This is a genomic window from Arthrobacter crystallopoietes, from assembly GCF_017603825.1.
Taxonomy (GTDB): Bacteria; Actinomycetota; Actinomycetes; order Actinomycetales; family Micrococcaceae; genus Crystallibacter; species Crystallibacter crystallopoietes_B.
The window spans coordinates 1,711,634-1,728,297 of record NZ_CP072014.1; the positions used below are offsets into that span (position 1 = coordinate 1,711,634).

Below are 16,664 nucleotides of genomic sequence, written 5' to 3' on the forward strand. Positions count from 1 at the left end.
GCTATGTCCGTGTCGGGCGAGTCCGTGTACACTAGGTCACAGTTGTAGTGTTGCGCATGTACTTGGAACGGCGAACCCAAAGGGCTAGCCGTTTTTTCTGTAGAAGCGGACAATGGACACCGCGACTGGGGCTTCCCGAAGGTCGGGAACAGTCTCAAACAGAAGGATGCATAAAAATGGCAACAGGTACCGTCAAGTGGTTCAACGCTGAAAAGGGCTTCGGATTCATCCAGCCTGACGACGGCAGCGCAGATGTTTTCGCGCACTTTTCTGCGATCAATTCGGGTGGCTACCGGTCCCTCGAAGAGAACCAGAAGGTTAGCTTCGAAACCGAGCAGGGCCCCAAGGGACCCCAGGCAGTAAACATCACGGTCCTCTAAATAGGGACCTGAGGCTTTCGGCCAGGAAACAGGGCGGGATTTCCGTCCTGTTTCTGTTTAAGCAGATGGATCCCTCGCCGCGTCCCAGCCGTCCGCGTGCTTCCGCCGTCATCAGGAACCGGCCGGAGCGTTGGACAGGCGCCTCGGTGCCGAGCAGACTGTCGGTATGGCGTCCGGTACAGCTTTGCGAATCTTCACGGTCGGCCACGGTACCAGCGGCCGCGATGAACTGGCCGGGCTGCTGGCCGGGGCAGGCGTCGAAGCGCTCGTTGACGTGCGGCGCTTTCCGGGCAGCCGCAAGCATCCGGACATGGGCAAGGATGCTCTGGCCAAATGGCTTCCCGACGCCGGTATCGCATACCGCTGGGAAGAGCAGCTGGGCGGCAGGCGAAGAATTCCTGCCGGCGAGCCTGAGCCGGACAGTTGGTGGAAGGTAGCCGCTTTCCGCGCCTATGCCGCCTACACGCGGACCCCTGAATTCGATGCAGGCCTGGAGCGGTTGCTGGATTACGCGCGCTCGCAGGTGACAACGGTGATGTGCAGCGAAACTGTCTGGTGGCGTTGCCACCGCCGCATTATTTCCGATGTGCTGGTTCTCCGCCACGGTGTGGACGTGCTGCATTTGATGCCCGGCGGCAAGCTGGTACCGCACAAAGTGGCAGAGGGAGCCTGGCTAAACGGCAGCATTGTCCGTTGGGATGGACCAGCAGACTAAGCGCCGTTCGACTGCTCTCAGGAACGAACGCGAACGCGCCCGCGGCCTTGGCCTGAATGGCGGCAGGTTACGCTGCCACTCCAGCCAAAACTGCGGACGCGTCCGGAGGTGCTGAGTCTAGGTTCTTGAGCCTAGGTGCTGGTTACGCGAGGACGCTCAGCTTGGAGTCCTTACGGCCGAAGAGGGCATGATCCACCGAAACGCGTCCGGGGCCCACCAGTGCAAGAGTCAGGGCGGCGGTGCCGAGCAGGAGCACCAGTTCGTAGCCGCCGTCCATAGCGAACACACCGGCCGGGGCGTGAACAAGGAACAGGGCGCCGAGCATGTTTACGAGCAGCAGGATAGCGACCGGGCGGGTCAGCAGGCCCAGGATCAGGGCGATGCCGCCGGCCAGTTCAAGGGTGGCGACAACCGGAGCTGCGACCTCTGCGGCGGGAACACCCATCTGGCCGAAGGAGGCCTGCGTTCCGGCGATCGTCCATTCGTTGAACTTCTGCCAGCCGTGGGCGGTAAAGAGGAAGCCGAGGACAACGCGCAGGACAGTGCGGGCGGTGGTAGTCAAAGCGAATTTGTTCATGATGTTTTCACCGTTTCTTATGGTCAAAGTATCGGCCGTCGGGAACGAGCGATAAGCATCAATTGATTGACGCTTCAATAAAAGAATGACAGCAAAACACTTGAAGTGTCAAGTTAGCTGTCCGCAATCCGGGTCGCCGGGCTCCAGTGCCGTCGTCGCAAATTATGCTGACGTGCCCCGGCGTTCCCGAATGTCGTCCAGCTTGCCCTGCTACAGTCCGGTTCGGATGCAGTTCGAGAACCAAGGATGAGATGACCAGCACAGCACAAGACGTTCAGGGTTTCGCCGTCGAATGGTGGGGCAGGATTGCCGCGGGTTTCCGGCAAGGCCCCTCGCTGGATGCGCCGGCGGTAGAGCTGTTGCTCATTCTGTTGGCGGCCTTGATGCTCTCCGTGCCGCGTCCAATGTGGCGGTACTTCGGGTTGTTCGTAACCGTGGTCCACGAGCTGGGACATGCGTTCGCGGCGCTGACTACGGGGCGGATTGTCAGGGGTATCCACCTGCGCTTTGACCATTCCGGTGCGATGATCAGCCGCGGCTCGGGGAGGGCCGCAGCGGCGTGGACGGGCTTCTGGGGTTATCCGGTTCCCGCCGTCGTCGGGGCCGCGCTGGTGTGGGCTGCTTTCAACGGCTGGTCCTCGCTTGCACTGTCTGTGAGCGCGGTTCTGCTGCTGGTAACGCTGCTGTTCATCCGCAATGTCCAGGGTGCAGTCATCGCCGTCGGAATGGCGCTCGTCTCCGAGCTGATGGTGTTTTTCGCGCCGCCCGCGTTCCTCGGGCATGCGACTTTGGCCATCGGGATTGCGCTGCTGGTCGGGGCGGTTCGGGATTGGCTGAACGTCGTGAGCGTCCATACGCGCCGACGCCAGCTCCTGGGCAACTCCGATGCCTACATCCTGTCACGGCGCACAGGCCTTCCCTCCGGTGTGTGGCTGGCCGGTTTCGCCTTGGTGATTGCCGTTTCCTGCGCCGTGGCGGCCGGGACAGCCTGGTCCGCCGTCGGTCAGTGGGCTTTCCCTGTCTGATGACTGTGGCCGGTCAATGGCCGTCCGGCCGCCCCGGCGGACAGCTGCTGCACCAGCCGCGAAAGTTCAGGGTCATCGGCGCACACTTCAGGGGCATTTTCGCGCGTCACTGATTCCGGCTCCAACATGAGAGTTCATACAAAAAGGGCGGCCGCCCTGTGGCGGCCGCCCGACTGGTCAGCGAGGCTGTGCCGGATTGGATGGATCTCCCTGCGACGGGGGATTGACGGGCGGCCCGGACGTGGCTGGCGATACGGGAGACCCTGTCTGATGCCGGCTCACTTCAGGCAGGTCCTGCGCCACGGAACCACTGGGTTCTGCGCCGTTCCGCAATGCCTCGATCCGTTGTTCGAGGACCTGGGTGACCGGCAGGCGATTGCCATGCTCGCGCTCGTAGGCCAGTAAAGTGCTTACTCCCTGCTCATCCAGCGCCGTAATTCTAGTGGGCAACGTGCCGAGGGGGATGTGATCATAGTCGGGCAAGGGGAGTTCGTCATGCTTGGGGGAGTCGTTCATACTTCCTCCTGAGTCGTGGACACCGGAATGAATCGTTCCCCGCCGCCGCTGGTCCGCGAATCAGGACCGTGGCGGAGGTTCCTATAACCTAACAGCGTGCCGGGCCGAAAGTAAGGGTATAAGCTACCTTGGTCCCGGCGGTTCAGGGGAGCTGCCGGAGGCCCCGAACGGCACTTAAAAACCTAGGAATTATTTACGCGTTCAGTTCGTTGTGCAGGCGATGTTGAAATTTTCGCCCGAACAGCTAAAATGGGCGCTCACATATAGGTCAAAACACCAATACCATCAGGAGCACTAAACCCGCATGGCAACCGATTACGACGCACCCCGCAACAAGGACGACGACCAGAGCAACGAGTCTCTGGAAGCGCTGCAGGCACAGCGCTCCGGTGGTGCAAAGACCGCGCTCATTGACGTTGAGGACTCGGATACTGCCGAGGGTATTGATCTACCCGGCGCCGATCTTTCCGGCGAAGAGCTTGTTGTCCAGGTCGTTCCGGCACGTGAAGACGAATTCACCTGCTCGTCCTGCTTCCTGGTCCGCCACCGCAGCCAAGTAGCGCGCGAAAAGAGCGGCGAACTGTACTGCCGCGATTGCGAAGGCTAAACAGCTTCGGAGCCAATCACCCCAAACCCCGTGCTTATGAGCGCGGGGTTTGTTGGTGAAAGGACACTTTCCAACCGTCCTCGCGCCGGACATACAAGGTGCTGACAAGGGCCGAATATTCCGGCTGGCCGTCGCGATGCGCGGTAACGCCGTAGGTTATGACACCTGTTTCCGCAGTGGGCCACAAAACCTGGGGGACTTCGAGCCGGAAGTCCGACCACGGTGCCCCGCTCATGGCCTCGATGGTCAGTGTCCGGTCTGTCAGGCGTGTCCCGCCGGGCAGAAGCATCACCACCTCCGCGTCCAGTACCGTCTTGTAAAACTCGGCAGCGGTCCGGCCTCCGGACGACAGGGCTATCCAGCCGCGTTCTTCGAGTTCGATCAGTTCGTCGCTGGCGTCCATGGCTCCCCCTAGGTCCGGTAGTGCCAGCACACACCAGCGCGACGCGCTAGTCAACCACTTTGATGACCCCCATCGCGCCGCGCTCGGCATCCACGAAAGCATATTGACGAACGCATATCCGCCGCCTCCGCGAAGTCAATATCTTGGCACGACGAGCAACCTTGATTTCCCATGCCGATGGTTGTCCACCCCCGATTCTCCTTATTGTGCGCTTCGTCACGCGGACGGTAGAATCGAATGTATGTTCGAGTCAATCGTTCCAGCTGAAATGGGGCCGGTGACGCCGGTTCCCGGCGATCCGGGTGCGGTGCTGGTCCGCGGCTGGGCCGCCGGGCTCCCGGACCTGGACCAGGAGGTTTCCGAGGGGGTGCGGATTGACCGGATCACCGCGATGGAGGAACTCAAGGCCGCCCTGGCTGCCGCGCAGGCCCGGGAGACGGAGGCGTTTGTTGCCTCCCGCCGGGAGGCCCGGGCCGCGGCCGGGATCTCCGCGGAGAAGCGGGGGCGGGGGCTGGCGAAGGAGGTCGGCCTGGCCCGGAAGGACTCCCCGAACCGGGGCGGTAAGCATCTGGGCATGGCGACCACGTTGGTCAGGGAAATGCCGTACACCTATCAGGCGTTGGCCCAGGGCCGGCTGAATGAGTGGCGGGCGAGCATCCTGGTCCGCGAGACCGCCTGCCTGGCGGTGGAGGACCGCGCCACAGTGGACCGGGAACTGTGTGCTGATCCGACGACGCTGCAAGGGTGCGGGGATAAACGGATCGGGGCGCTGGCGAAGCAGGCCGCGCTGCGGCTGGACCCGCACGCGGTGGTCCGCCGGGCCGCGAAAGCCGAAACCGGACGCCATGTTTCCTGCCGTCCGGCGCCGGACACCATGGCCTACGTGAGCGCCCTGCTCCGGTGGTGCAGGGCGTGGCCGTTACCGCCGCCCTGGTCAAGGCGGCCGACCGGTTGAAGGCGCAGGGCGATGAACGCGGCCGGGGCCAGCTGATGGCCGACATCCTCGTCGAACGCGTCACCGGCCAGCCCGCCCGGAGCCCGGCGAAAATCGAGGTCCAGTTGGTCATGACCGACCGCACCCTGTTCCAAGGCGACTCCGAGCCGGCCCACCTGGCCGGGTACGGCATCGTCCCCGCCCAATGGGCCCGCGACCTGCTCCGCACCGAGAACACCGACCACGAGAACGACACCGGCAACGGTGCTGACGGCGTCGGCGCGGACACCATCTGCGCCGGGAACGGCGGCACAGATCACCCCGCGGCCAGCAGTCCGCTAACGGGACCCGAGGAAGACAAGATCGTTGCCGGCCCCGCGGATGCCGGCAACGGGAACGGTGCTACCGGTTCCGTACCGCCAAAAACGGACGAACGAATACCGCCGACAGGACCTCCTGGCTCCAGACGTGGCCCCGGCGATGCGGCCGAGGTGGAAGTGTGGGTGCGCCGGCTGTACACGGCGCCCGGTACCGGGCAGCTGCTCGGGATGGATTCGCGGGCACGGTTGATGCCGGCCGGAATGCAGCGGGTGATCCAGGCCCGGGACCAGCTCTGCCGCACCCCCTGGTGCGACGCGCCGATCCGCCACCACGACCACGTCGTGCCCTGGCGCGACGCCGGGGACACCAGCGAGGTCAATGGGCAAGGCCTATGGGCTGCTTAGCGAATTTCGGACAGCGGAATTAGCGGTTTCCTATGCTGCCAGGGCTGGCTGCTGGTAACTGTAGTGGACGTTGTTGGGGTACCGGTAATCGAGTGCGGAATGCCTCCTGCGGGAGTTGTAAAAGCCCTCGATATAGCGGATGACGTCCCTGCGGGCCTGAGTCTTCGTCGCGTAGACCGTGCGGTAAACACGCTCGTTTTTCAGAGCGGAAAAGAAGGATTCGGCCATCGCGTTATCCCAGCAAACCCCGGTCCGGCCCATCGAGGACCGCATGCCCAGTCCCGCGACCAGGGCCCGGAACGAGGCGGAGGTGTATTGGCTGCCGCGGTCCGAATGCCAGATCGCGCCGGGCTCGATCACGCTCGTCTCGGCGGCGTTGCGCAAGGCAGTCTCGACCAGTTCCGCACGAATGTGGTCGGCGATGGCCCAGCCCACGACTTTCTTGGAGTAGCAGTCGATGACGGTGGCCAGATAGACGAAGCCCTGCCAGGTGTGGATATAGGTGATGTCGCCGACGAACTTGGTCCCGGGCCGGTCCGCGCTGAAGTCCCGCTTCATCAGATCCGGGATCTTTGCCGCAGCGTCGGCATCGGCCTCGGTCGTGGTCCTGAACGGGCGCGGCTGGCACGGGATGAGGTTCTCATCGCGCATGATCTGGCGCACCAGCTCCGGCGAACACCCGGTGCCCTCGTCGGCCAGATCGGCGTGGATCCGCCGGTAGCCGTAGGTGCCGTCGGATCGTGTGAAGAAGTGCCGCACGCGGGCGGTGAGCGCCTGCCGGCGGGCCGCGGTGGCCGAGAGCGGGCGGGAGAGCCAGTTATAGAAACCGGACGCGGAGACGCCAAGCCACCGGCACATCTTCACCACCGGACTGGTGCCGGCAGGGTCGTTGCGCTGGGAGTCGATGAATTCATACTTCGCCACTACCGTGGCTCCCGTGCAAAGTATGCTGCGGCTTTTTTTAGGAACGCGGCCTCGGCTTTCAGCTCGCGGTTTTCGCGCTCGAGTTCCTTGAGCCTTGCTCGTTCGGAGACGCTCAGGGCCTCGTCCTCATCGGGCACGTTTCCGGCGTTACGGTATTTCTTCAGCCAGGTCCGCAGAGTCTCGGCCCCGACGCCGTTCTCCTCGGCAACGGATTTGATTGTCTTGGAGGTTGTGATGACCTCCTGGCACAGATCGTCCTTGAATTCCTGGGTGAACCGTCGTTGTGATGCAGACATTCTGCACGTTCCTCATTTCAGTAGTCCCTCTAATTTTATGAGGGTCCACTGTCCGAAATCTCTAGGCTCCCCACTATGCGAAGCATGCAACCTCGCGAAAGAAGCCGACGGCTGGCACACCCAAACTGTCCCCGGCCCACGGCACACCGTGGAAACCACCACCCCCACCGGGCACACCTACCAATCCACCGCACCAGCACTGCCCGGCACACCACCGGCACCGGCAACAGAGCAGCCGGACGAGCTGCCCGAGCCGCTGTCAATCTTCGAACAGGCGCTCGGCCGCATCGACTTCCTCTACCGCCCCGCCGCATAACAGGCAAGCAGGCAGTTAGTCGTTTGCGCTCCTCAGGTGGATGGCTGCTTCCGGCGTCGCCACCCTGAAACTGAAGGACTGTTCAAGGTAGAGGTAGACGTTATCGGCGTCGTGATGGTCGTAGCCAACGGAGAGGTCCTGCCCGGACTCGAACAAAAAGTCGCCGCCCCGCAGACTCATCACCACTGCGCCGCGAACCCCGGGTGCCCACACAATGGGTCCTTCAAGGATCCGGCGAAGATGCTCGGACAGAAGGTAACCGCCGCGTTCGGCTGTCTCTACCACGGCTGTGTAGTGGCCCGGCCCGAGAGCCAGACCGAAGGGTCCACCGATGCCCGCCTTCAGCAGCACCGCGACAGCCTTTGCAATGCGCTTCGGATAGTCGTTGAAATCTTCCACGCGGGGAACCGGCGGGTGCGGGCTGGCCTCGGTAATCCCCTCGATGCCCGCCTGCTCCCAACCGTGGAAGACCGCTACGTTTTCCGCACTGGCTATTTTATGGGCAGCCTCGTGCAGGTTGCTCAGATCCACGTCCACTGCGCCGCGGTCATTGTCCAGCAGCTCGGAGCGGGAGACGTTGAATTCCGCGCGCATTTCGACCAACGGCAGGACGCGCCGTCGGCGGGCAGCAATGCCATTATCATCGGTGCCGGGCAGGGGCTCTGTCCGGCCTACGTTGGTGGCCGAATAGTCCCAGCCGAGCGGCCCGAAGAAATCGACAAGCTTCCTTGCACCGAGGGCAACGGTCAACCGCTGCTTGGCCTCGGTATCGAGCAGCCGCCAGCCGCCGTCTGTAATCGGGGCGTGCTCGCGCAGGAGGTGGTTCATCGTCATGGTCGTGACTCCTTCAGGCTGCCGATTCCCAAGGACGGATCCGAAGCCGCCGTCGCCGGCTGCGCCGCGCTGGCTCCGCTACCTTCAGTGGCGGCTTTTTCGGCGGCTTCGCCATTCGTGACAATATCGCCACCTTGGAAGAGGATTCCGCGGGCAATCTCCCGCCACACGGGCTTGGCTCGGAAGAGATGCTCAAGCTCCATGCTGAAGTGCTTGTATTCCTCGGTCAGAGAGTTATTCATGATGTTCCGGGCGGCGGCGTCAGGCTCCACGGAAATCCGCTGCTCATACCAGCCGATGGCCTCGGCTTCCTCGGTGAGATTGGCGCACATCCGGGCAAAGGTGCGTGTCTCGGCAGAGAGTTCTTCCGGCGGCTCATGGTATTGGTCAAAGCCCATCAGCAATCCTTCGACGAGTGTCTGCGGAATCCTTGCTTACTTGCCAGCCTATCTGCGCGGCCCGGCCATGACTACCCCGGATTGCCCGGAGTTTAGCCTTCCCACCCCAAGTTCCGCGCCATCCGCTGCAGCACGTCAATGGTGGCCGAATACTCCTGATCGGAAATGCCTTCGGTGACCTGTTTGCGGTTCCGGTCCACCACATCCCCCAGCAGCGCCAGGCTGTTGCGTCCCAGCTCGGTCAGCGAGTATTTGCCGTCGTCGTCGTTAATCCAATTGCTTTCCAACAGTTCGTCCAAATGCTCGGTGGAGGACTCTTCGGCGGTCTGGCTGAAGAAGGGCTTGAGCGATTCATTCAGCTCCGCCGCCGTGGCGGGGGCCTCGGCCAGCAGGTTCATGATCTGCCATTGCCGGCGGGTCACGCCGTGCTCCTCCACTGTCGCGTCGAACTGCTCGTTGATCAGTCCGTCAACCAGTCTGAGCCAGAATCCAATGGGTCGATTAGCAGCCATGTCCCCACCATACAAAGCCACGTCAAGACCCAAAAGAGTACGACGGCGGTGCCCCCGCCGTCGTAAGCCTTGCTGGGGTGCTGGTCGGCTTATAGCGTGAAGGCGTACCCATCGAGGAGGACCGCATGAGCAATGAGCCGCAGGAGACGCTGGACAAGGAAAACCCGCGGGAGCCAGCCGTGGATGTGTCCACCGAAACCCAGGAATACCCCGGGTTCACCGAGGAGATGGAGCCGCGGCCCGACCATGGCGAAGACAGCTACAAGGGAAACGACCGGTTGAAGGGCAAGAAGGCGCTGATCACCGGCGGCGACTCGGGCATTGGTCGTGCGGTTGCCCTCGCGTTCGCGCGGGAGGGCGCCGACGTCGCTATTTCCTATCTCCGCGAAGAGGAGGAAGACGGCCAGAACTGCCTCGACCTGATCCTGGCTGAAGGGCGCACCGCACTGGGTGTCCCGGGCGACGTGCGCGATGAGGACTATGCGAAGTCCGCCGTGGCCGAGACGATCGACGAGCTGGGCGGCCTGGACATCCTGGTCAACAACGCCGGCTACCACCTCGGCCAGCCCAATGGCATCGAGGATATTACGCCGGACCAGTTGCGCCGGACTTTTGAAACCAATGTCTACGGCACGTTCTGGATGATCCAGGCTGCGCTGCCGCATTTGAAGCCCGGCTCGGTCATTATCAACACCACCTCCATCCAGGGGCACCATCCCTCCACAAGCCTGATGGACTACGCGGCCACGAAAGCAGCCCTCAACAACCTGACTTTCAGCCTGGCCGAACTGCTGGGGGAGAAGGGGATCCGGGTCAATGCCGTTGCGCCCGGTCCTATCTGGACACCGCTGCAGCCGGCGACGACAACCCCGAAGAAGCTGGCGTCCTTTGGCTACAGCACGCCCTTGGGGCGGGCAGGTCAGCCTGCCGAAGTGGCCGGTGCCTTTGTCTTCCTCGCCTCCAACGATGCCCGCTACGTCTCCGGCGAGATCATCGGCGTGACTGGGGGCATGCATCTGGCCTAGGGACAGAGGCACGACGTCGGTGGGCCGGGAACGCGGCCCGGCCCGCTATCGGCTCTCGGCCGGGGAGCAGTGGTGAGCAGGGCTTCAGGAGCCCTGTACAGTGGAGGAAGTTGTTGTGTTGCGCATTTTGTATTCTGAGCGGCGAACCTATCTGGGCCAGCCGTTTTTTCTGTAGAAGCGGGAAAAGAACGCCGCGACTGAAACTTCCCGACAGTCGGGATGAGTTTCAAGCAGAAGGATGAACAAAAATGGCTACAGGTACCGTGAAATGGTTCAACGCTGAAAAGGGCTTCGGCTTCATCGAGCCCGACGACGGCAGCGCCGATGTTTTCGCCCACTTCTCCGCTATCAACTCCGGTGGCTACCGTTCTCTCGACGAGAACCAGAAGGTCACCTTTGAGACGGAGCAGGGCCCCAAGGGTCCCCAGGCTGTCAACATCCAGGTTGCATAATTTTGTGATTTGAGGTCTTGGGACCGGAAGCAGGGCGGGAAGAATTTCCCGCCCTGCTTCTTTTAACCACCGGCTGAACCCGTTGCCGTCTTCCCGTCCCCGTGTACAAAACTGGACCGGAGCCATAGCCTAGCTGTAAGTCTGCCCATCGCTGTCGAAGGGAATCTAGGCCATGACTTCTGTAAATACTTTCGGTGCACAAGGCACGTTGAACGCCGCCGGGACCGACTATGAGATCTTCCGGCTCAATGCCGTGGACGGCGCCGACCGGTTGCCGTTCAGCCTCAAAGTCCTGCTGGAGAACCTGCTCCGGACCGAGGATGGCGCCAACATCACCGCGGACCACGTCCGGGCACTGGCCCAGTGGAATCCGGAAGCGGAACCGAGCACGGAGATCCAGTTCACCCCTGCGCGTGTCATCATGCAGGACTTCACCGGCGTCCCCTGTGTGGTCGACCTGGCGACGATGCGCGAGGCGCTGGAAGAACTCGGCGGCGACCCCAAGAAAGTCAATCCGCTGGCGCCGGCCGAACTGGTCATCGACCACTCGGTCCAGATCGACGTGTTCGGCAACTCCAGTGCCTTAGAGCGCAACATCGAGATTGAGTACGAGCGCAACGGCGAGCGGTACCAGTTCCTGCGCTGGGGCCAGACGGCCTTCGATGATTTCAAGGTAGTGCCGCCGGGTATGGGCATTGTCCACCAGGTCAACCTGGAGTACCTTGCCCGCACGGTGATGACGCGCGAGGTGGAGACCGGAAACGGCACCGTGCTGCGCGCCTACCCGGATACTTGTGTGGGCACGGACTCGCACACCACCATGGTCAACGGGCTCGGCGTGCTCGGCTGGGGCGTAGGCGGCATCGAGGCCGAGGCGGCTATGCTGGGCCAGCCCGTGTCCATGTTGATTCCGCGGGTTGTCGGCTTCAAGCTGACCGGTGAGATCCCAGCCGGAGCTACCGCCACGGACGTTGTCCTCACCATCACCGAGATCCTCCGCGACCACGGCGTCGTCGGGAAGTTCGTGGAGTTCTACGGCGAAGGCGTGGCCGCAGTCCCGCTGGCAAACCGCGCCACCATCGGCAACATGAGTCCGGAATTCGGTTCGACGGCTGCCATCTTCCCGATCGACGACGTCACGCTGGAGTACCTGCGGTTGACCGGGCGCTCCGACGATGAGGTGGCCTTGGTGGAGGCCTACACCAAGGAACAAGGGCTGTGGCATGATCCGGCCAACGAAGTGAAGTATTCGGAGTACCTGGAACTGGACCTGTCCACCGTGGTGCCCTCCATCGCCGGCCCCAAGCGCCCGCAGGACCGGGTCGAACTCACCAACTCGAAGGTCCAGTTCCACCGGGACCTGGAAAACTACGTGCACGAGAGTGTGGAAGCTGAAGGCCCCAATGTGGACGAGGCCGTGGAGGAGTCCTTCCCTGCGTCGGACCCGCCCACCTATACCGATGCCGGCAGCAAGATCAAGAACCCGTCGCACCTGACGTTCAAGCGCACCGATCCGGACTCCGGCCGCGCCACGCATCCGGTCGAGGTGACCATGTCGGACGGCAGGAACTTCATGCTGGACCATGGCGCGGTCACCATCGCGTCCATCACCTCCTGCACCAACACGTCGAATCCGTCCGTCATGCTTGCCGCCGCGGTGCTGGCACGGAATGCTGTGCAGAAGGGGCTGGCCTCCAAGCCTTGGGTCAAAACCTCGGTGGCGCCGGGCTCCAAGGTGGTCACCGACTACTACGAGAAATCCGGGCTTACCCCGTACCTGGAGAAGCTGGGCTTTTATCTGGTGGGCTACGGCTGCACCACCTGCATCGGCAACTCAGGCCCGCTGGAAGAGGAGATCTCGCAGACCATCGCGGACAATGATCTGGCCGTTTCCGCTGTCCTCTCCGGAAACCGCAACTTTGAAGGCCGGATCAATCCGGACGTGAAGATGAACTACCTTGCCTCGCCGCCGCTGGTGGTCGCCTATGCCTTGGCCGGAACCATGGATTTCGACTTTGAGGACGATCCGCTCGGCCAGGACGAAGCCGGCAACGATGTGTTCCTCAAGGACGTCTGGCCGGATCCTCTGGAGGTCCAGCGCATCATCGATTCCTCCATTGACGAGGACATGTTCACCTCCAGCTACAGCACGATTTTCGACGGCGACGAGCGCTGGCGCTCGCTGCCCACGCCGGAGGGCGCCACCTTCGCCTGGGACGAGCAGTCCACCTATGTGCGCAAGCCACCGTATTTCGACGGCATGCAGGCCGAGCCCCGGCCGGTAGAAGATGTCTCCGGTGCACGTGTCCTGCTCAAACTCGGCGATTCCGTCACCACCGACCACATTTCTCCCGCGGGATCTTTCAAATCGGACACTCCTGCGGGCAAGTACCTGCTTGAGCACGGCGTAGAGCGCAAGGACTTCAACTCCTACGGTTCCCGCCGCGGCAACCACGAGGTGATGATCCGCGGTACCTTCGCAAACATCCGCATCAAGAACCAACTGCTGGACGGCGTCGAAGGCGGCTTCACCCGGGACTTCAGCCAGGATGGCGCGCCGCAGGCCTCCGTTTACGATGCCTCGATGAATTACCAGGCAGCCGGCACGCCGCTGGTAGTCCTGGCCGGCAAGGAATACGGTTCCGGTTCCTCACGCGACTGGGCGGCCAAGGGCACCGCGCTGCTGGGTGTGAAGGCCGTCATCGCAGAGAGCTTCGAGCGCATCCACCGTTCGAACCTGATTGGCATGGGCGTACTCCCGCTGCAGTTCCCTCAGGGGGAGACCGCGGAGTCGCTGGGCCTGACGGGCACTGAGACGTTTGCCATCGAGGGTGTCACGGAGCTCAACAATGGGTCGACGCCGAGGACCGTCCGGGTGACCGCCACTGCCGAGGACGGGACGATCAGAGAGTTCGACGCCGACCTGCGCATCGATACTCCGGGTGAGGCCGACTACTATCGGCACGGCGGCATCCTGCAGTACGTACTGCGGCAACTGGCGGGGTGAGCTTGCGGTGGACGGAGACAACATGGACCACGGGACTGCGGATGTCTCCGTCCACGAGTACCTTCAGGACCTCGTGCTGGACAGCGAAGATGTAGGGCAGTTCCTCAACGAATTTGCGCGTTTCGCCGCCAAGAGCCTGTCCGGATCGGAATCAGAGATCCTCTGTGGTGTTACGCTCCTGCGGCGGAAATCGGCCGCGACGGTAGCCAGCAGCAGTGAACACGCCAAGAACATGGATGAAATCCAGTACCAGTTCGGCGACGGGCCTTGCCTGCGCGCCGCCAGGGAAAAGGAAACCATCTACGTAGCCGATATTAAATCGGACGACCGTTGGCATGACTATGCAGACGCAGTGCTACAGCACGGAATCCGTTCGGTACTCGCGGTCCCCATACCCCTGGACGGGGAGGCAAATGCCGGGCTCAATCTGTATTCGCACGTAGTCGACAATTTCGACGAAGAGGCGATCAAGGCAGCGGAGACATTTGCCGGACAGGCTTCGAAAGGGCTGTCATTGTCCATACGCCTCACCCAGCAGGCCGAAACTGCCGCCCATCTAAAGGCTGCGATGGAGTCCCGTACGACGATAGACCTCGCGGTTGGCATCATTATGGGGCAGAACCGCTGCAGCCAGGACCGGGCCTTCGAGATCCTGCGTTCTGCCTCGAGCAGCCGGAACGTCAAACTTCGCGACATAGCCGCCGGCATAGTCGCGTCAACTGGTCAAAGCGATCCCGCCACACACTTCGACCCGTAAGTTCTGGTCCAGTGAAGACCTTGGCATACATCGTTCTGTGGCGTGGCCGGCGGTGCCCTGGAAATCCGTGCCCTGAATGTTATGGTCGTATCCCCACAAAAATACTAAGTTGCCTTAGCATTAGGGGAGAGCGTAGCTCGGCGTGAATCAATCATTGCGGTCAAGCAGGACCGCAACAGGACAGATTGGAACGACGCAATGACCGCATCATCAGGCCGCGTTGAAGCCCGCGGCAACGAGAAAAGCAATGTGCAGAAGGCTGCCATGGCCGTCGGGGCCGTATTCCTGTTGGTCGGCATTCTGGGGTTCATCCCCGGCATCACGACCAATTACGACCAGATGTCCTTCGCCGGCCATGAATCGGAGTCGATGCTTCTGGGCATATTCCAGGTCTCCATCCTCCATAACATCGTCCACCTGCTCTTCGGCATCGCCGGCATAGCCATGGCGAAGAGTATTTCGGGCGCCCGCAACTACCTGATCTGGGGCGGGGCCATCTACCTGGTCCTGTGGCTGTACGGCTTGATCATCGGGCACGAAACCGCCGCCAATTTCATCCCGGTGAACACCGCGGTTACGTGGCTGCACTTCGTCCTGGGCGTTGCGATGATAGCCCTCGGCGTTCTGCTCACCCGCAACCGCTCAACCGTCCGGCACACCTAGTCCCATCGAAGAACAAGCGGAGCCGCTCGGAAGTGATGGCAGTGCTGACGGTGCTGCCATCACTTCTTGCTGGCCGGCGAAAGGTGCATCATGAAGAGATCCCGGCTGGCGGTGGCCCATGGCCTGTTCAACATGGCGGCAGGTCTCTGGCCGTTGCTGCACTACCGCAGTTTCGAGGCGGTGTCAGGGCCTAAAACTGACGCCTGGCTGGTCAAATGCGTGGGCGGCTTGGCAGCTGGCGCTGGCTATGCCCAACTGCGCGGCCGGACGTCACCGGAAGGACTGGCCGCCGCCCGGCGAATCGGGGTGGGAACGGCGGGGACTTTCGCTGCGGTCGATCTGATCTACGGTGGCACAGGGCGCATCAGCCCCGTGTATCTGCTTGATGCCGTTGTGGAAGCAATATGGCTGAAGGCCTGGGCGAAGGATCTGATGGTCCAACGCTACGACTGCCCCGCCAGACCGATCGACCAACGACGGCGGATCGGCCCGGCTTCCGTTCTCGATGTTTCGTCCTAGGACAGGCGGCTGCAGCTAGCCGGGGAACTGCACGTAGGGCGCGTCCCCGTCGCCGTCGTTGTCTGAATCGCCGAAGGCCTTCTTTTCCAGTTCTTCCGCCTTCTCTGGATCCCCGCCGTGCGCGCGGTCCTCGTCCTGCTCAAGCCGGCGGGCTCCGCCTTCGGTATCGTCCTGGTTGCCAATAATCCCGTCCGATGCGTTGTCGGGGGCCGCGGTATTCGGGTTTTCTTCAGACATGTTCTGCCTTCTTTCCTTCGGCTGAGTGGTCTGCGGTTGGGCCTGCACTCCCAGCCTAGGCAGGCCCAACAAGGCTGCCAAGGGCTATTCCGGGACCGGCCGGAATGAGTTTTGTTACGCGGCTTCGACGCATGGGGTTGCCCGTTGCTCCGCGGGGCGAATTTTCGTACTCTTATTCCGGCCAAAAGCTTGGTCATCGGCCTCTAATGAGAGAGAAGCCAATGAAGTACCACACGCAACGATGCGTACGTCTCGACTTTGCAGAAGTCGGAGACGGCCATGACGCTTTCTGACTACGAGCGTCAGCAGCTGTTCCTGCTTGAGCAGCAGCTCAGGGCGGATGATCCGGCCCTGGCACTAACCCTGTCCCTCGCTCCGGCTCCGGCCGTTCCCCATCGCACCCTTGTAGCCGGTTGGCTACTGGTGCTTTGCGGAGCGACTGCGGTGCTGTGGGGAGCTTACGCCAGTTTCGTCGGAGCGGCCGTTGTCGGCCTGCTGTTCGTCGCGGCCGGTTTGTACTGGGCAGAGACTCCCGGCAGCAGGAAACTTAGAAGAATGTAACTTCCTTCGGGTCCGTGGAGCCTGTCACGGCGCGGCGGGAATCGGCGTACCGGCCTAGGACCTGATCAGCCGCCGTTATCGTCGGTATCGGGGCCCTCGGCGGCGTCTTGCGAGTGCGGATGGGAGACGTACGGAATCTGCTCCAGCTCTCCTTCCACCGCGTCCTCGCTGTGCCGGCGGTCGTTCTCCTGCGGAAATGCTGGTGTTTTCATGGCTGCTGTCCTCCAGCGGGCGCGCCCGTCCCACGTAGGCGGGCTGATGCTTCCACGGTACTCCCGGGC

The 16,664-nt window shown here is 62.5% G+C and carries 23 protein-coding genes; 15 read left to right on the plus strand and 8 right to left on the minus strand.

Annotated features, from left to right (window positions below):
• Nucleotides 1-176: 176 nt before the first annotated feature.
• Together J5251_RS07830 and J5251_RS07835 are read left to right on the plus strand one after the other, a co-directional pair.
• Nucleotides 177-380, plus strand: a complete 204-nt coding sequence (locus tag J5251_RS07830; protein WP_074699652.1) for a cold-shock protein — start codon at nt 177-179, stop codon at nt 378-380.
• Nucleotides 381-546: 166 nt separating this feature from the next.
• Nucleotides 547-1,095: a DUF488 domain-containing protein gene (locus J5251_RS07835; RefSeq protein WP_208575665.1), complete on the plus strand. Its 549-nt coding sequence runs from the start codon at nt 547-549 to the stop codon at nt 1,093-1,095.
• A gap of 142 nt (nt 1,096-1,237) precedes the next feature.
• Here the strand turns inward: J5251_RS07835 and J5251_RS07840 are convergent, their stop codons facing one another.
• Nucleotides 1,238-1,672: a DoxX family protein gene (locus J5251_RS07840; protein WP_208575666.1), complete on the minus strand. Its 435-nt coding sequence runs from the start codon at nt 1,670-1,672 to the stop codon at nt 1,238-1,240.
• Nucleotides 1,673-1,923: 251 nt separating this feature from the next.
• Between J5251_RS07840 and J5251_RS07845 the strand changes: the two genes are divergently transcribed.
• From J5251_RS07845 to J5251_RS07850, 3 genes are all read left to right on the plus strand, one after another.
• Nucleotides 1,924-2,697, plus strand: a complete 774-nt coding sequence (locus J5251_RS07845; protein WP_208575667.1) for a M50 family metallopeptidase — start codon at nt 1,924-1,926, stop codon at nt 2,695-2,697.
• A gap of 270 nt (nt 2,698-2,967) precedes the next feature.
• Nucleotides 2,968-3,102, plus strand: coding sequence for a hypothetical protein (locus tag J5251_RS20470; RefSeq protein ID WP_279633613.1), 135 nt, complete (start codon nt 2,968-2,970; stop codon nt 3,100-3,102).
• A 415-nt stretch (nt 3,103-3,517) separates the two neighbouring features.
• A complete protein-coding gene (locus J5251_RS07850) occupies nt 3,518-3,820 on the plus strand; it encodes a DUF4193 domain-containing protein (RefSeq protein ID WP_139006126.1) in 303 nt (100 codons plus the stop codon).
• A 34-nt stretch (nt 3,821-3,854) separates the two neighbouring features.
• Here J5251_RS07850 and J5251_RS07855 read toward each other — a convergent pair whose 3' ends face one another.
• A complete protein-coding gene (locus J5251_RS07855) occupies nt 3,855-4,223 on the minus strand; it encodes a nuclear transport factor 2 family protein (RefSeq protein ID WP_208575668.1) in 369 nt (122 codons plus the stop codon).
• 241 nt (nt 4,224-4,464) lie between these two features.
• Between J5251_RS07855 and J5251_RS07860 the strand changes: the two genes are divergently transcribed.
• Nucleotides 4,465-5,178, plus strand: coding sequence for a DUF222 domain-containing protein (locus J5251_RS07860; RefSeq protein ID WP_208575669.1), 714 nt, complete (start codon nt 4,465-4,467; stop codon nt 5,176-5,178).
• Complete coding sequence (locus J5251_RS20640; protein ID WP_208575670.1) at nt 5,136-5,882, plus strand: hypothetical protein; 747 nt, start codon at nt 5,136-5,138, stop codon at nt 5,880-5,882. The genes J5251_RS07860 and J5251_RS20640 overlap by 43 nt, the downstream gene beginning before the upstream one ends.
• Nucleotides 5,883-5,912: 30 nt before the next feature.
• On the opposite strand, the gene J5251_RS07870 is transcribed toward J5251_RS20640, so the two are convergent.
• A protein-coding gene (locus tag J5251_RS07870; protein ID WP_139007412.1) for an IS3 family transposase occupies nt 5,913-7,102 on the minus strand; the annotation gives its coding sequence in 2 pieces (ribosomal slippage) (nt 5,913-6,832 and nt 6,832-7,102; 1,191 coding nt in all).
• 148 nt (nt 7,103-7,250) lie between these two features.
• On the opposite strand from J5251_RS07870, the gene J5251_RS07875 reads away from it, so the two are divergent.
• On the plus strand, nt 7,251-7,418 hold the full coding sequence (locus J5251_RS07875) for a hypothetical protein (RefSeq protein WP_208575671.1): 168 nt from the start codon (nt 7,251-7,253) through the stop codon (nt 7,416-7,418).
• Nucleotides 7,419-7,433: 15 nt separating this feature from the next.
• Here the strand turns inward: J5251_RS07875 and J5251_RS07880 are convergent, their stop codons facing one another.
• The 3 genes from J5251_RS07880 to J5251_RS07890 form a co-directional block, all read right to left on the minus strand.
• The gene (locus tag J5251_RS07880) at nt 7,434-8,252 is read right to left on the minus strand and encodes a family 1 encapsulin nanocompartment shell protein (protein ID WP_208575672.1); all 819 of its coding nucleotides are present in this window, start codon (nt 8,250-8,252) and stop codon (nt 7,434-7,436) included.
• Complete coding sequence (locus J5251_RS07885) at nt 8,249-8,650, minus strand: hypothetical protein (protein ID WP_240793158.1); 402 nt, start codon at nt 8,648-8,650, stop codon at nt 8,249-8,251. Before J5251_RS07885 ends, J5251_RS07880 begins: the two co-directional genes overlap by 4 nt.
• Before the next feature lie 92 nt (nt 8,651-8,742).
• The gene (locus tag J5251_RS07890) at nt 8,743-9,162 is read right to left on the minus strand and encodes a MarR family winged helix-turn-helix transcriptional regulator (RefSeq protein ID WP_208575673.1); all 420 of its coding nucleotides are present in this window, start codon (nt 9,160-9,162) and stop codon (nt 8,743-8,745) included.
• A gap of 125 nt (nt 9,163-9,287) precedes the next feature.
• Between J5251_RS07890 and J5251_RS07895 the strand changes: the two genes are divergently transcribed.
• The 6 genes from J5251_RS07895 (at nt 9,288) to J5251_RS07920 (ending at nt 15,585) form a co-directional block, all read left to right on the plus strand.
• On the plus strand, nt 9,288-10,187 hold the full coding sequence (locus J5251_RS07895) for a glucose 1-dehydrogenase (protein WP_208575674.1): 900 nt from the start codon (nt 9,288-9,290) through the stop codon (nt 10,185-10,187).
• Nucleotides 10,188-10,435: 248 nt separating this feature from the next.
• Entirely contained in the window at nt 10,436-10,639 is a 204-nt protein-coding gene (locus J5251_RS07900; protein ID WP_139006131.1) for a cold-shock protein, read from the plus strand.
• A gap of 172 nt (nt 10,640-10,811) precedes the next feature.
• On the plus strand, nt 10,812-13,646 hold the full coding sequence (locus tag J5251_RS07905) for an aconitate hydratase (RefSeq protein WP_208575675.1): 2,835 nt from the start codon (nt 10,812-10,814) through the stop codon (nt 13,644-13,646).
• Between the two features lie 22 nt (nt 13,647-13,668).
• Nucleotides 13,669-14,403 carry a GAF and ANTAR domain-containing protein gene (locus tag J5251_RS07910; RefSeq protein WP_139006133.1) on the plus strand — a complete coding sequence of 245 codons (735 nt, stop codon included), beginning with the start codon at nt 13,669-13,671 and terminating at the stop codon, nt 14,401-14,403.
• A 198-nt stretch (nt 14,404-14,601) separates the two neighbouring features.
• Nucleotides 14,602-15,066: a DUF4383 domain-containing protein gene (locus J5251_RS07915; RefSeq protein ID WP_208575676.1), complete on the plus strand. Its 465-nt coding sequence runs from the start codon at nt 14,602-14,604 to the stop codon at nt 15,064-15,066.
• Between the two features lie 90 nt (nt 15,067-15,156).
• On the plus strand, nt 15,157-15,585 hold the full coding sequence (locus J5251_RS07920; protein ID WP_205676830.1) for a hypothetical protein: 429 nt from the start codon (nt 15,157-15,159) through the stop codon (nt 15,583-15,585).
• Between the two features lie 15 nt (nt 15,586-15,600).
• Here J5251_RS07920 and J5251_RS07925 read toward each other — a convergent pair whose 3' ends face one another.
• Nucleotides 15,601-15,822: a hypothetical protein gene (locus J5251_RS07925; protein ID WP_208575677.1), complete on the minus strand. Its 222-nt coding sequence runs from the start codon at nt 15,820-15,822 to the stop codon at nt 15,601-15,603.
• Between the two features lie 279 nt (nt 15,823-16,101).
• Here J5251_RS07925 and J5251_RS07930 point away from each other — a divergent pair, with 279 nt between their 5' ends.
• On the plus strand, nt 16,102-16,383 hold the full coding sequence (locus tag J5251_RS07930) for a DUF3040 domain-containing protein (RefSeq protein ID WP_208575678.1): 282 nt from the start codon (nt 16,102-16,104) through the stop codon (nt 16,381-16,383).
• Between the two features lie 65 nt (nt 16,384-16,448).
• Here J5251_RS07930 and J5251_RS07935 read toward each other — a convergent pair whose 3' ends face one another.
• Nucleotides 16,449-16,595 carry a hypothetical protein gene (locus J5251_RS07935; RefSeq protein ID WP_208575679.1) on the minus strand — a complete coding sequence of 49 codons (147 nt, stop codon included), beginning with the start codon at nt 16,593-16,595 and terminating at the stop codon, nt 16,449-16,451.
• Nucleotides 16,596-16,664: the final 69 nt, after the last annotated feature.

Bases quoted from the DNA above. Each gene is read 5' to 3' on its own strand.
- J5251_RS07830 (WP_074699652.1), top strand. From the start codon at position 177: ATGGCAACAGGTACCGTCAAGTGGTTCAACGCTGAAAAGGGCTTCGGA.
- J5251_RS07835 (WP_208575665.1), top strand. From the start codon at position 547: ATGGCGTCCGGTACAGCTTTGCGAATCTTCACGGTCGGCCACGGTACC.
- J5251_RS07840 (WP_208575666.1), bottom strand. From the start codon at position 1,672: ATGAACAAATTCGCTTTGACTACCACCGCCCGCACTGTCCTGCGCGTT.
- J5251_RS07845 (WP_208575667.1), top strand. From the start codon at position 1,924: ATGACCAGCACAGCACAAGACGTTCAGGGTTTCGCCGTCGAATGGTGG.
- J5251_RS20470 (WP_279633613.1), top strand. From the start codon at position 2,968: ATGCCGGCTCACTTCAGGCAGGTCCTGCGCCACGGAACCACTGGGTTC.
- J5251_RS07850 (WP_139006126.1), top strand. From the start codon at position 3,518: ATGGCAACCGATTACGACGCACCCCGCAACAAGGACGACGACCAGAGC.
- J5251_RS07855 (WP_208575668.1), bottom strand. From the start codon at position 4,223: ATGGACGCCAGCGACGAACTGATCGAACTCGAAGAACGCGGCTGGATA.
- J5251_RS07860 (WP_208575669.1), top strand. From the start codon at position 4,465: ATGTTCGAGTCAATCGTTCCAGCTGAAATGGGGCCGGTGACGCCGGTT.
- J5251_RS07880 (WP_208575672.1), bottom strand. From the start codon at position 8,252: ATGACGATGAACCACCTCCTGCGCGAGCACGCCCCGATTACAGACGGC.
- J5251_RS07885 (WP_240793158.1), bottom strand. From the start codon at position 8,650: ATGGGCTTTGACCAATACCATGAGCCGCCGGAAGAACTCTCTGCCGAG.
- J5251_RS07890 (WP_208575673.1), bottom strand. From the start codon at position 9,162: ATGGCTGCTAATCGACCCATTGGATTCTGGCTCAGACTGGTTGACGGA.
- J5251_RS07895 (WP_208575674.1), top strand. From the start codon at position 9,288: ATGAGCAATGAGCCGCAGGAGACGCTGGACAAGGAAAACCCGCGGGAG.
- J5251_RS07900 (WP_139006131.1), top strand. From the start codon at position 10,436: ATGGCTACAGGTACCGTGAAATGGTTCAACGCTGAAAAGGGCTTCGGC.
- J5251_RS07905 (WP_208575675.1), top strand. From the start codon at position 10,812: ATGACTTCTGTAAATACTTTCGGTGCACAAGGCACGTTGAACGCCGCC.
- J5251_RS07910 (WP_139006133.1), top strand. From the start codon at position 13,669: ATGGACCACGGGACTGCGGATGTCTCCGTCCACGAGTACCTTCAGGAC.
- J5251_RS07915 (WP_208575676.1), top strand. From the start codon at position 14,602: ATGACCGCATCATCAGGCCGCGTTGAAGCCCGCGGCAACGAGAAAAGC.
- J5251_RS07920 (WP_205676830.1), top strand. From the start codon at position 15,157: ATGAAGAGATCCCGGCTGGCGGTGGCCCATGGCCTGTTCAACATGGCG.
- J5251_RS07925 (WP_208575677.1), bottom strand. From the start codon at position 15,822: ATGTCTGAAGAAAACCCGAATACCGCGGCCCCCGACAACGCATCGGAC.
- J5251_RS07930 (WP_208575678.1), top strand. From the start codon at position 16,102: ATGACGCTTTCTGACTACGAGCGTCAGCAGCTGTTCCTGCTTGAGCAG.
- J5251_RS07935 (WP_208575679.1), bottom strand. From the start codon at position 16,595: ATGAAAACACCAGCATTTCCGCAGGAGAACGACCGCCGGCACAGCGAG.